The organism is Aeromonas sp. R4-1 (assembly GCF_040908325.1).
In the GTDB taxonomy this organism is placed as follows: domain Bacteria; phylum Pseudomonadota; class Gammaproteobacteria; order Enterobacterales; family Aeromonadaceae; genus Aeromonas; species Aeromonas veronii.
Map to the genome: position 1 here is coordinate 30974 of NZ_JBFODM010000021.1, position 12800 is coordinate 43773.

12 protein-coding genes are annotated in these 12800 nt (G+C 61.0%); 1 reads left to right on the top strand and 11 read right to left on the bottom strand.

Going from position 1 to position 12800, the window contains the following annotated elements; genetic code table 11:
- Positions 1–23: 23 nt before the first annotated feature.
- The 10 genes from AB5Y90_RS02330 to metK form a co-directional block, all read right to left on the bottom strand.
- Positions 24–2039, bottom strand: coding sequence for a DUF3488 and DUF4129 domain-containing transglutaminase family protein (locus tag AB5Y90_RS02330; protein WP_368166501.1), 2016 nt, complete (start codon positions 2037–2039; stop codon positions 24–26).
- Positions 2026–3021, bottom strand: a complete 996-nt coding sequence (locus AB5Y90_RS02335; protein ID WP_368166502.1) for a DUF58 domain-containing protein — start codon at positions 3019–3021, stop codon at positions 2026–2028. The genes AB5Y90_RS02330 and AB5Y90_RS02335 overlap by 14 nt, the downstream gene beginning before the upstream one ends.
- Positions 3021–3941, bottom strand: a complete 921-nt coding sequence (locus AB5Y90_RS02340) for an AAA family ATPase (RefSeq protein WP_368166503.1) — start codon at positions 3939–3941, stop codon at positions 3021–3023. Before AB5Y90_RS02340 ends, AB5Y90_RS02335 begins: the two co-directional genes overlap by 1 nt.
- 467 nt (positions 3942–4408) lie before the next feature.
- Complete coding sequence (gene ruvX, locus AB5Y90_RS02345) at positions 4409–4831, bottom strand: Holliday junction resolvase RuvX (RefSeq protein ID WP_005343821.1); 423 nt, start codon at positions 4829–4831, stop codon at positions 4409–4411.
- Between the two features lie 43 nt (positions 4832–4874).
- Complete coding sequence (locus AB5Y90_RS02350; RefSeq protein ID WP_005349793.1) at positions 4875–5429, bottom strand: YqgE/AlgH family protein; 555 nt, start codon at positions 5427–5429, stop codon at positions 4875–4877.
- Positions 5430–5629: 200 nt separating this feature from the next.
- A complete protein-coding gene (gshB, locus tag AB5Y90_RS02355) occupies positions 5630–6580 on the bottom strand; it encodes a glutathione synthase (RefSeq protein ID WP_040066605.1) in 951 nt (316 codons plus the stop codon).
- A gap of 114 nt (positions 6581–6694) precedes the next feature.
- Positions 6695–7426, bottom strand: a complete 732-nt coding sequence (gene rsmE, locus AB5Y90_RS02360; RefSeq protein ID WP_064338534.1) for a 16S rRNA (uracil(1498)-N(3))-methyltransferase — start codon at positions 7424–7426, stop codon at positions 6695–6697.
- A gap of 118 nt (positions 7427–7544) precedes the next feature.
- Positions 7545–8249 carry an endonuclease gene (locus AB5Y90_RS02365; protein WP_042055150.1) on the bottom strand — a complete coding sequence of 235 codons (705 nt, stop codon included), beginning with the start codon at positions 8247–8249 and terminating at the stop codon, positions 7545–7547.
- Positions 8250–8322: 73 nt separating this feature from the next.
- The gene (locus AB5Y90_RS02370) at positions 8323–8850 is read right to left on the bottom strand and encodes a SprT family zinc-dependent metalloprotease (protein ID WP_042055152.1); all 528 of its coding nucleotides are present in this window, start codon (positions 8848–8850) and stop codon (positions 8323–8325) included.
- Between the two features lie 68 nt (positions 8851–8918).
- Positions 8919–10070: a methionine adenosyltransferase gene (gene metK, locus AB5Y90_RS02375; protein ID WP_005338519.1), complete on the bottom strand. Its 1152-nt coding sequence runs from the start codon at positions 10068–10070 to the stop codon at positions 8919–8921.
- A gap of 349 nt (positions 10071–10419) precedes the next feature.
- Here metK and tkt point away from each other — a divergent pair, with 349 nt between their 5' ends.
- Positions 10420–12411, top strand: a complete 1992-nt coding sequence (tkt, locus tag AB5Y90_RS02380) for a transketolase (RefSeq protein ID WP_005343828.1) — start codon at positions 10420–10422, stop codon at positions 12409–12411.
- A gap of 229 nt (positions 12412–12640) precedes the next feature.
- Here tkt and AB5Y90_RS02385 read toward each other — a convergent pair.
- On the bottom strand, positions 12641–12800 hold a 160-nt coding region (locus tag AB5Y90_RS02385), incomplete at its 5' end, for a transposase (protein WP_368166504.1).

Below are 12800 nucleotides of genomic sequence, written 5' to 3' on the forward strand. Positions count from 1 at the left end.
GGAGCCAGTGGCTCCCCCTTCTTTTATGGCGCACTCGTTGGCTGTTGATCCCAGCGCCGAACGAGTTGCCTGATACGCTGTCGCAACTGGCGCCAGCAGCGCCCTTGTTGCCGTTCGCTGAGGGGGGCATAACGCCAGCGGCGATAGAGCCACGCACTCTTTAGCAGGGCGTGGGCAAGGTCGGGACGCAGCCGTGCCAGCCGCTCGCACCATGTCCCCATGCTCTCGGCGGGCTGGGGTGGGTAGCCACTGCGTTTGCCCCGTTTGAGCAGGGGTTGCCAGATGCGCCGCTCTGGCGGCAGGCGGGCGGGCAACAGCAGGGGCAGGCTCACCAGCAGGGCGACCAGCATCAGGCTGGCGAGGATTAACCAGGGAGTGTGTCCCGCCAGTGCGGGCCAGCGCAGGCCGATTTGTTGCCAGAGCTGACCCGCATCGTAACCAATCACCCAGCGACTCCACTGGTAGTCGATATTGTTGCCCCACCAGCGCAGTTGATTGAGCAGGGCCCAGTTGCGATAACGCTGCAAAGCAAGGGGGTCGGCGGCGGTAAACTCGTCGCTTAGCGCCTCCCTCACGCCGCCTTCAATGCGCTCCGGTGCCACTGCCGCCGTGGGGTCGATTCGCCGCCATGTTCCTCCTTCATCGAGATACTCCACCCAGGCGTGAGCATCGAACTGGTGTACCGCCAGATAGTTGCCCGTGGGATTCCACTCGCCGCCGAGATAACCGGTGACCAGCCGTGCCGGAATACCGGCAGCGCGCAGTACGAAAGCGGTCGCCATGGCGTAGTGGCCGCAAAAGCCCTGCCTGGTATCGAACAGGAACTCATCCACCCCGTCACTGCCAAGCCGTGGCGGGGTCAGGGTGTAGTAATAGGATTGGCTGCGAAACTGCGCGAGCAGGGCGGCGACCAGCTCTGCGCGATCCGGATGGCGTGTGGCCAGCCCTTGGCCATGGGCGCGCGCTCTCGGGTTGCCTCCGGCTGGCAGTTGCTGGTTGCGCTGGGCGGCTTGGCTATCATCCTCGATCTGTGCTTCGCCGCGGCCAATGCGATAGCGGATCGCCACCTCGCCGCTCCCCTGCCGATAGAGGGTGTCGAGAGGGGTAAGCAGCACAGGGCCCGCCAGCAGGCGCGGTTCACTCAGGGCAAAGGCCCAGCGGTGGCGCTGGGGCTCGGCGATCACCTCGTAGCTCCCGGCTGGCAACAGGTTATCTGCCAGTTGAGTACTGGCTTGTGAAGAGGATGCCAGAAGGGTCAGCCCGGTCTGCACCGGCACTGTCTGCTGCCATGCTTTGACCTCGGGGCTCAGCAGCCAGCGTTGGCCATCGAAAACTTCTTGGCGCATCACCGGAAAGTAGCGCTCGCGGGCCGGGGGCGGGCCATCGGCAAAAGTGACCCGAAACGCCAGTTCCGAGGAGTTGACCAGTTCGCTGATATCGCCGGGGGCCAGCTCTTCCGAGAGGCCCGACAGGGCGCGGCTGGTGGTGGGCATCTGCCAGAGGGGGTGGAGTCTTGGAAGCAGTATAAACAGGGTGATAAGCAGGGGAAGCGCCAGCAGCAGGGTACCACCCGCACTGCGCCAAGGCCGTTTCTGTTCGGGGGCGATGGCGGCCACCAGCGTGGTTACTGTCAGCCAGAGCGCCACTGTCATTCCGACCGTCCAGCCGATGCTCTGTCGCTGCACCAGCGCCAGCGCGATGAGGAAGAAGGCGAGCAGCAGCACCAGCTCGATATCCCGCTCGCGCCGTACCTCGATCATCTTGAGGCTATAGCCGAGCCAGAGCAGATTGATCAGGGCGGGCAGGGTGCCCAAGCCACGCCACTGTAGTCCCAGCAACACCACAGTGGTGATGGCCAGCAGCGCCAACCCGCGGGCAGGCAGGGGCGGCCAGCCGCGCCACAGCATCATGGCCCGGACGCCGAGGGTGATGGCGCCCACTGTCACTACCCAGAGTTGCAACTGGGGCCAGAGCGCCGCGTCCAGCAGCAGCTGTTGCAGGGCGATGAGTGGCAGCAGGCGGCGGTTATCGAGCAGCATCGGGCGTGCTCTTCGGTGGTGTGGCATCGAACTGGGCTAGTGCCAGCAGGCAGCGCTGCACAAAGGTGGCGCCACTATCGGGCCCCAGCGTCTGGTTTGCCAGCGTCAGGGTGAAGGGGATACCCCGCTTGCCGTAATCGGCGCACCACCAGGCCAGCACCGCCAGCCGCTGCTCCAGATCCCCACCCGCGACCCGCTGCAAGGTGAGGTGAGAGTCATCCTGCTGAGGTTCATTGAACTGTTTGGTCAGCAGGCCGCGCCCCTGGGCAAGTTGCTTCCAGGCGACCCGGCTCAGTGGTTCACCGGCCTGATGTGTCCGTAGGGTATCAAAGTCACCGAGATTCGCTGGAGCGGGTTGGCCCTGATGCCCCTCGCTTTGGGTCGCATGTTCCCCTCTTAGCGCCCCGAATGCCGGTTTGGGGGAAAGCCAGCCCTCCAACTGCAAGTCCAGCAGGGACCAGCAGCGAAACAGGCCGAGGGGGTAGCGGCTCTCGACCCGCAATCGACCAAGGGGCAGTGGCCCGCGGTGAGAGCCTGATACTGGCAAGATAACTGAGCTGGGCACAGCGTCGGCCTGTGCCAGCCAGAGGGATCCTTCGTTGAGGCTAAAATGGAGTGCCAGCACCGGGCGCGGACTCTGCACCAAGATACGGATAGGCAGCTGGCTAGCCGCTTCCCCCAGCACCAGTGGGCCACCCAGCAGCTCCAACCCCAGCAGGTTGCGGTGGGTGAGCCACATGGCGGCCATAAACAGGCTGCCGAGGCAGTAGGCCACCAGCAGCACCAGATTGTTCTGATAGTTGGTGCCGAGCAGATAGATGGCGAGCAGCACCAGCAGATAGAGCAGCCCCATGCGGGTGGGGAGGATAAAGAGGGTTCTCGGTCCCAGCGTTATCTGGCGGGCCGGGGGAATGCGGCGGTCGAGCCAGCGTCGCTGCCAGCGGGCTCGCCACTGCTGCCAACGGTTTAGCAATTTGCTCATCAGGGATTGTCCGGATCGACCCGGGCCAGCAATCGCTGGCTAAGGGGACAGGCTTCGCCGTGTTGCACGCCAAAGCTGCCCCGCAGCCGATGCTCGGCCACATAGGGGAAGACTGCCTGCACATCCTCCACCGTGACAAAGCGCCGCCCCGCCACCAGCGCCCAAGCCCGGCTCACCGCCAGCAAGGTCTGGGCTGCCCGGGGGGAGAGGGGCTGTGGCAGCTCCCCGTCAAAGCGGCTCTGGTGCACCAGTGCCAGCAGGTAGTCGAGGGTGGCATCCGAAACATGGATGGCATCCCCTTCGCTTTGCAAGGTGGCGAGTCCGGCAGCATCCAGCATGGCGGGCAATGGGCCAGTCGGTTGGTGGCCGCGTAGCAACTGGCGCTCCGCTTCTCGCGGCGGAAAACCCAGCGAGAGTCGCACGGCGAAGCGGTCGAGCTGGGACTCCGGCAGCGGATAGGTGCCCGCCTGATCCGCCGGATTCTGGGTGGCGATGACGAAAAATGGATCGGGGAGTGGGTGCGTGTGGCCCTCGATGCTCACCTTGCCCTCGGCCATCGCCTCCAGCAGGGCGCTCTGCACCTTGGGGCTGGCACGGTTGATCTCGTCCGCCAGCAGTACCTGGGTGAAGATGGGGCCGGGGTGAAAGCGAAATGTTTGCTGCTGGGGGTCAAAGATCTGCAACCCCAGCAGGTCGGCGGGGAGCAGATCGGCGGTGAACTGCAACCGCCTGCATGCCAGCCCCAGCACCTGCGCCAGCGCGTGGGCCAGGGTGGTCTTGCCCATGCCGGGCAGATCCTCGATCAGCAGATGACCGCGCGCCAGCAGGGTTACCAGCGCGATTTTCAGTTGCAGCGGCTTGCCCAGAATGACTTGCTCCAGTGCCGCCAGCAGCCCGGCAATCTGTTCTTCTTTTTTCATACCCGTCATACACATTCCCTGTATTGCGTTGCCCCTACAGCTTATACGCCCGCAAAGCCGAAGGCGGATAACTGGTGGGCGGTAAAAGTGAGGCGATGAGATGGCAATGAGCGGGAGGTGACCCGGTTTATTGCGGTGTCTGGTCGATTAAATATGGCCGCTCAGGCACGCAACTTAATATGATATTTCCTGATTGGAATGTACCGATCGCCATCTCTTCACTAGGGAGGGTGCGAATAAGCACCCTCCACAACGAAACTGAAAAATTTAGTTTATTAAATTCAAATGCTTACAAGGGCGCATTTTTATGTTTGGTGACTTATTCGCACCTTCCCTGGCTCAACCGGATGATGAATGCGACGCCGACAGAGGCCGAAGGGCTGGTCGCGGGTCAATCACAGGCGTAATGAGGGGAGGATAGTGCGAGACAAGGCAAGGGCGGCGACCCTTGCCTTGCTGTTGATGGCTTAGTTGTACTGCTCTTCCATCCAGGCTTCGACGATCAGCTGCGCCGATACCCCGTCCACACTGCCTTTCTCCAGCGCGCGATAGCCGCCTCGCTCAAACAGCCGGGCGCGGGCATCTGTGGTGGTGAGTCGCTCATCTTTGAACTCCACCGGTTTGCCGAAGCGGCCATGCAGCCGGTTGCCGAATTTGCGGGCCCGTACCGTGATCTCCTGATCGGTACCATCCATGTTCAGCGGCAGGCCGACCACCAGAAGGTCCGGTTGCCACTCTTTGAGCAGCTTCTCAATCTCGTCCCAGTTGGGGATGCCGTCGTTGGCCTTGAGGGCGCGCAGAGGCTGGGCTGTGCCAGTCAGCTCCTGACCGATGGCGACGCCAATGCTCTTGGTGCCATAGTCAAAGCCCATGATGCTGCGTGATGACATAACTGATAAATCCTCGAAATATAGAGCGGAGCGGGCCAGCCGATCAGCTGTGGCCGATATCGCTGGAGAGGTGAACCGGGTTCACCCCTATGCTGGCGGCAGCTTGCTGCCAACGTTTGTGAATGGGGGTCTTGAACACCAGAGCCGGATTGGGGGGGATCACCAGCCAGGCGCCATCCACCAGCTCCTGCTCCAGCTGCCCGGCGCTCCAGCCTGCATAACCAAGGGCCACCAGCCAATGGGCAGGAGCCTCGCTCGTACCCAGGGTTTCCAGAATATCCTTGGAGGTGGTCACCATCATCTCATCCCCCACCTGCAGGGTGGAGTTGAAACCGGGGCGGAAGCTGTGCAGCACGAAGCCGCGATCGGCGTGAACCGGCCCCCCTTGCAGCACCGGCTGCTTGAGTTCCGGGTTGTTGGGCGGATTGAGCTGGAGCTGGGTCAGCATGGTTTCCAGCGACATCTCGACCGGAATGTTGACGACCAGTCCCATGGCGCCCTCTTCGTTGTGCTCGCACAGATAGACCAGCGAGCGTTCGAAGTAGGGATCCGTCAGGCTTGGCATGGCAAGCAGGAAGTGATTTTGCAGTGTTTGCATAGAGGCCAAATAGTGCAAAGGTATTTGAGGTCAATTATGGCAGTTGATCCCCATGGGAAAAACCGCTTTTTGGGCTGGGCGAGATCCCGCCCCTTTCCGGATTGCCTTGAAACAGAGAGGGTGGCGCCGGGCCACCCTCTCTTTTTCAGGGCTTGTCGGGGGCGGTTACCCCTGAACAGGCCGGTTAGCTTGCCAGGCGATTATTTGCCCAGCCGACGCTCGATGGCATCCATCAGCATGCCGGTGATGTGTACATCGAAGGCTGCTTCAATCTCGCGAATGCAGGTCGGGCTGGTGACGTTAATCTCGGTCAGCCGATCGCCGATGATGTCGAGGCCGACGAAGATAAGGCCTTTCTCTTTCAACGTTGGGCCCACCGCGCGGGCGATGGCCCAGTCGGCTTCGCTCAGGGGACGCGCTTCACCACGGCCGCCGGCAGCCAGATTGCCACGGGTCTCACCTTGCGCCGGAATACGGGCCAGACAGTAGGGAACCGGTTCGCCATCCACCACCAGTACCCGCTTGTCGCCATCCTTGATAGCGGGCAGATAGGTCTGCGCCATGCAGTACTGGCTGCCGTGGGCGGTCAGGGTCTCGATGATGACACCGACGTTGGCGTCATCTTCCTTCATGCGGAAGATGGAGGCGCCGCCCATGCCGTCCAGCGGCTTGAGGATGACGTCTTTGTGCTTCGCGTGAAAGGCGCGCAGCTTGTCGGCGCGGCGGGTTACCAGCGTGGTCGGGGTGTGCTCGGCAAACCAGGCAGTATAGAGCTTCTCGTTGGCGTCGCGCAGGCTCTGCGGCTTGTTGACGATAAGGCAACCCTCATCCTCGGCCCGCTCCAGCATGTAGGTGGCGTAGATAAATTCGGTGTCGAACGGCGGATCCTTGCGCATCAGGATCACATCTAGGTTGGAGAGGGGCTGATCCACCACCTCGCCCAGGGTGTACCAGTCGGCATAGTCATATTTGACGGTGAGCGGGCGCATGGTGCCAAAGGCGCGACCAGCTTCCATGTAGAGATCCTTCATCTCCAGATAGAAGAGCTCATAGCCGCGCTTTTGCGCCTCTTCGAGCATGGCAAAGCTGGAATCTTTCTTGATGTTGATGGCCGAGATGGGGTCCATCACGATGCCGAGTTTAATGGTCATCCGCTGTTCCTTTTTAATGGCTCGATAGGATTGTAGGGTCGATTAGCGCAGCGTAATCGTCCGCTTGAGGCTGAGTCGATGCAGCCATGGGGCTGATTGATGCGGCCGATAGTATCAAGCGAGATCGCCAAAGCGGCACTGCAGCGCAGTAATCGCAGTCAGGGCGGCGGTTTCGGTGCGCAGCACCCGCGGCCCCAGCAGCATCTCTTTGAAATCTTCCTGCACGGTACGGGCGATCTCGTCGCTCGACAATCCCCCTTCCGGGCCAATCAGCAGGCGCACGCCGTGCTCGGGAACGGGCAGGGTGTTGATGCTGTACTCGGCGCGCGGGTGCAGGTTGAGCTTGAGCTCTTTGGTCTCTTCCGCCAGCCAGGCATCCAGCTCCATCGGCATACGCACTTCGGGCACCACGTTGCGGCCGCACTGTTCGCAGGCGCTGATCACCACCTTCTGCCACTGCTCGCGCTTCTTCTCCAGTCGATCGGCCGGCAGCTTGACGCCACAGCGCTCCGAGAAGAGCGGGGTGATGCAGGTGACGCCCAGCTCCACCGATTTCTGGATGGTGAAGTCCATCTTGTCGCCACGGCTGATCACCTGACCTAGGTGGATGGCCAACGGTGACTCCACCGATTGGACGTCGCAGCTGTCGATGGTCACTTCCACCGACTTTTTGCCGACGCTGGCGATGGTGGCGGGATATTGAGTGCCATCGCCGTTGAACAGCTCGAGCTGCTGGCCCGGCTGCATGCGCAGTACCCGGCCGATATGGTTGGCGCCGTCTTCCGACAGGGCGATGGTCTGGCCAACTTGCAGGGTGGCCGGTTCATAGATACGTGGAATGCGCATGGCTGCTTGTCAGTCTCTTGCTTGGAAACCCTTCATATCCTGCGGCGAGCAAGGCTCACACGGCAGTGGGGAAGGGCTTCATGATAGGAGGGGCTATCCCCTCCCAGGTCAAATGGGGTTATTGGCACTGCTTTTCAATAAAGGGATTGGTATTGCCCTGCAGCTTGCCGATGTGGCGGTTGCGCTCGCACTCCCAGCCCTCTGCCGGGTACTGGCGATCCCAGGCTTCAAACAGTTTACGCTGTTGCGCTGCCAGACGCAGCCCATACTGCTGGCTCATGTAGAGGTAGGCGCGGGCAATCTGGCCCCGTACCGGCCCCTTGGGCGGCTGCACCCGACGATCCTTGAAATCCACCAGCATCTGGCACTGGCCGTACTGATCCGGCTTGCCGTTCCAGTCGGAGAAGCGGTAGTTGGCCCGATCGCCGTTCACTTCGCCAATGGCGGGGAAGAGGTTGTGCATGTCCCCCTCCATCTTGTTGAACTCGGGACTCGCTTTTTCGCAGTTCTTGCGACCGCCATCCTGCCAGCACTGCAGCTGGTGGCCGAACTCCCAGGCGGGGACCACGTGTTCCCACTCGATGCGGGCGGCGCGTTTGGCCTGCTTGCGCGGCTCGTAACCGCAGCTGGCGAGATCCGGGCTCATTTTCTTGCCCTGATAGTCGATGTCGCAGCCGCAGTAGAAGGTGGTGACCGCAGGCTGGCTGCGATAGATCTTCACCAGATCCTGCTTGGCTTCGCGAAAGGTCTGGGCGTGCAGGGGGGCGCTGAGCAGCGGTAAACCGGCCAGCAGGGTCAGGGCGAGGGAGGAGATGAAACGCATGGGATTCCTTGCAAACGGGGTGATTGACGAACGATGGCGGGCACCCTACCACAGGGGCGCGACACAAGCTGGCTTACTGCTCTGGCTCCGGCCGTTCCCGCTCCAGCGGCTGCTTGCAGCGACGACAGTGATAGCGGGCTTCGCCACGCACCACCTTGTTGTGGCGGCGTATCGACAGTTGATGCTGCTGGCAGTGACAGCGATAGGGCACGGTGCGCTGGGCCAGTACCGCCAGATCGAAGCTGTGGGTGGTTCTGGGCTCAAGGCCGAACACCTCCCGCATTACCGATTGCCACTGGCGGCCGTGGGGTAGCACCCGGTTTTTGCCGCGCCCGTCACCCCACAGGGCATAGACCAGCAGATGGGCCACCTCGTGGGGCACCACCTCATCCAGAAACGCCTGCTGGTTGGCCTGATAGAGGGCAGGGTTGAAGCGCAACTCCCAGGTTTGCAGCCGCGCCGATCCTGCCGCCCGGCCCCGCATATTGCAGTAGATCCGCGGGCGGGGGAAGGTGCGGCCAAGGCGCGCCTCGGCCTGCACAAAGCAGGCTTCTACGCGTTGTTGCAGCAGGGCGACAAGCTGGGCAGGAGTGGCAGACATCAACATCTCGTCAGATAGCGGATAAGCAAAAGGGGAGCCAGGCTCCCCTTTTATCACAACAGCGAGCCTTACAGGCCAGCGGCGGAACGCAGCAGTTCGGCCTTGTCGGTCTGCTCCCACGGGAACTCGTCACGACCGAAGTGACCGTAGGCAGCGGTAGCCTGGTAGATCGGGCGCTTCAGATCCAGCATTTCGATCAGGCCATACGGGCGCAGTTCGAAGTGCTCGCGCACCAGTTTGACCAGCAGCTCTTCGGCGACCTTGGCAGTACCGAAGGTTTCGACGCTGATGGAGGTCGGCTCGGCCACGCCGATGGCGTAGGAGATCTGGATTTCACAGCGATCGGCCAGACCGGCGGCAACGATGTTTTTTGCAACGTAACGTGCGGCGTAGGCAGCGGAACGGTCAACCTTGGACGGATCCTTGCCGGAGAAGGCGCCACCACCGTGACGGGCCATGCCGCCGTAGGTGTCGACGATGATCTTGCGACCGGTCAGACCGCAGTCACCCATCGGGCCGCCGATAACGAAACGGCCGGTCGGGTTGATGAAGTATTTGGTGTCCTTGTTGACCCACTCGGCCGGCAGTACCGGCTTGATGATCTCTTCGCGTACCGCTTCAACCAGATCTTTGTGGCTGATGGATTCGGCGTGCTGGGTAGACAGCACAACGGCATCCACACCGATGATCTTGCCTGCGTCGTCGTAGGCGAAGGTCAGCTGGCTCTTGGCATCCGGACGCAGCCACGGCAGGGTGCCGTTCTTGCGCACTTCAGCCTGACGCTTCACCAGCAGGTGAGAGTAGGTGATGGGGGCCGGCATCAGCACGTCGGTTTCGTTGGTGGCGTAGCCGAACATCAGGCCCTGGTCGCCAGCGCCCTGCTCCAGCGGATCGCTGCGGTCAACACCCTGGTTGATGTCCGGGGACTGCTTGCCGATGGCGTTCAGCACGGCGCAGGAGTCGGCATCGAAGCCCATGTCGGAGTGGGTGTAGCCGATTTCACGTACGGTATCACGCACGATCTCTTCGATATCAACCCAGGCAGAGGTGGTTACTTCGCCGGCCACCATGACCATACCGGTCTTGACCAGGGTCTCGCAGGCGACACGGGCCTTGGTATCTTGCTTGAGGATGGCGTCCAGTACCGCATCGGAGATCTGGTCCGCAATCTTGTCGGGATGGCCTTCGGAGACCGACTCGGAAGTAAACAGCTTTGCCATGATAAGAGTCTCAGCTTGTCTGGGTTATCGCCACAGCAATAACCGGATGAATAGGATGGTGTAGAGGTATCTACATCTGGACGTCTATTTTAATTAGCGCCCCCCGTGATTGCCAGCACTATTTTGTCGCGCAGTGTCCAATGGGTCACAAGCGGTGCTCTCCTATCCCGAAAGGGATGGAAATCAAACGTTTTTCTCTGGTTGCTTTGGTCAATAGAGGGCAAGAAAAGCGATTGTCCTCCCAAAGCCACTTTATTCATCCAGATAATATTTGCACGCCGCGCGCCCTGCTGGGACAATAACGCGCCTTAATCTTGGCCATCAAATGAAGCAATCGCAGGAGATTCAGATGCCTTCTCGTAAAGAGCTTGCCAATGCCATTCGTGCATTGAGTATGGATGCCGTTCAAAAAGCCAACTCCGGTCACCCGGGCGCCCCCATGGGAATGGCGGATATCGCCGAAGTGCTGTGGCGTAGCCACCTCAGACATAACCCGAACAACCCCAAGTGGGCCGACCGCGACCGTTTCATTCTCTCCAACGGCCACGGCTCCATGCTGCTGTACTCCCTGCTGCACCTCTCCGGTTATGACCTCTCCATCGACGATCTGAAAAACTTCCGCCAACTGCACTCTCGCACCCCGGGTCACCCGGAGTACGGCTATGCACCGGGCGTTGAAACCACCACTGGCCCGCTGGGTCAGGGCATCACCAACGCCGTTGGTATGGCGATCGCCGAAAAAGCCATGGCTGAGCAGTTCAACCAGCCGGGCCACGACATCGTTGACCACTACACCTACGCCTTTATGGGCGACGGCTGCCTGATGGAAGGTATCTCCCACGAAGCGTGCTCCCTGGCAGGTACCCTGCAACTGGGCAAACTGATCGCGTTCTGGGATGACAACGGTATCTCCATCGACGGTCACGTAGAAGGCTGGTTCACCGACGACACCGTCAAGCGTTTCGAAGCCTACGGCTGGCACGTAATCCCGGCTGTTGACGGTCACAGCCCGGAAGCCATCAATGCCGCCATCGAAGCCGCCAAGGCCGAGACCGGCAAGCCGACTCTGATCTGCTGCCGCACCATCATCGGTTACGGCTCCCCGAACAAATCCGGTTCTCACGACTGCCACGGCTCACCGCTCGGCAACGACGAGATCGCCGCTGCTCGCGCCTTCCTGAAGTGGGACCACGCGCCGTTCGTTATCCCGGCCGACATTGCTGCCGAGTGGAACGCTCAGGAGAAGGGCGCCAAACTGGAAGCCGACTGGGCTGCCAAGTTCGCTGCCTATGAAGCCGCTCACCCGACTCTGGCTGCCGAATTCAAGCGCCGTACCGCTGGCGAACTGCCGGCCAACTGGGCTGCCGAATCCGCCAAGATCATCGAAACCCTGCAAGCCAACCCGGCCAAGATCGCAACCCGTAAAGCGTCCCAGAACTCTCTGGAAGCGTTCGGCAAGCTGCTGCCGGAGTTCATGGGCGGCTCTGCCGACCTGGCGCCGTCCAACCTGACCATGTGGTCCGGTTCCAAGTCCCTGACCAACGACGATGCCTCCGGCAACTACATCCACTACGGTGTACGCGAGTTCGGCATGTCCGCCATCATGAACGGTATTGCCCTGCACGGTGGTTTCATCCCCTACGGCGCTACCTTCCTGATGTTCATGGAGTACGCTCGCAACGCCCTGCGCATGGCCGCCCTGATGAAGCAGCGTGCCATCTTCGTTTACACCCACGACTCTATCGGTCTGGGTGAAGATGGCCCGACCCACCAGCCGGTTGAGCAGATCGCCTCCCTGCGTCTGACTCCGAACATGAGCACCTGGCGTCCGTGTGACCAGGTTGAATCTGCCATCGCCTGGAAACACGCCATCGAGCGTACCGACGGCCCGACCTCTCTGATCTTCTCTCGTCAGAACCTGGCCCAGATGGACCGTACTGCCCAGCAGCTGGCCGACACCGCCAAGGGTGGTTACGTGCTGAAGGATTGCGCCGGTACTCCGGAGCTGATCCTGATCGCCACCGGTTCCGAAGTGGAACTGGCCGTTGCCGCCTATGAGCAGCTGACTGCCAAGGGCCGTGCCGTGCGCGTGGTCTCTCTGCCGTCTACCGACGTGTTCGACGCCCAGTCTGCCGAGTACAAAGAGTCCGTCCTGCCGTCCTCCGTCACCAAGCGTGTGGCCATCGAAGCCGGCATCGCTGACTACTGGTACAAGTACGTCGGTTTCGGCGGCAAGATCATCGGTATGACCACCTTCGGTGAGTCCGCCCCGGCCGAACTGCTGTTCAAGGAATTCGGCTTTACCGTGGAAAACGTGGTTGCGACCGCAGAGTCCCTGTAATAGCTGACTATTGGGCCACTCTGGCCCAATAGCCGGAAAATAAAACGCCCTCCATCGCAAGATGGGGGGCGTTTTTTATTTAGGGAAGGTGCGAATAAGCGGGGAAATTCTTCTCGGCTGACGCAGTCATTTCATTTCTTCATGTTTGAGCCGATTTTTTCTCCCGTAAATGCCTTGAATCAGCCTATTTAGACCGTTTCTTCGCCATTTAAGGCGTTATTCCCAGTTTTTAGTGAGATCTCTCCCACTGACGTATCATTTGGTCCGCCCGAAACAGGTTGGCCAGCGTGAATGACATCGCCAGTTGGTTATCGTTTTTCAGCAACCCCTTGTATCTGGCTTTCACGAAGCCGAACTGTCGCTTGATGATGCGAAATGGGTGCTCCACC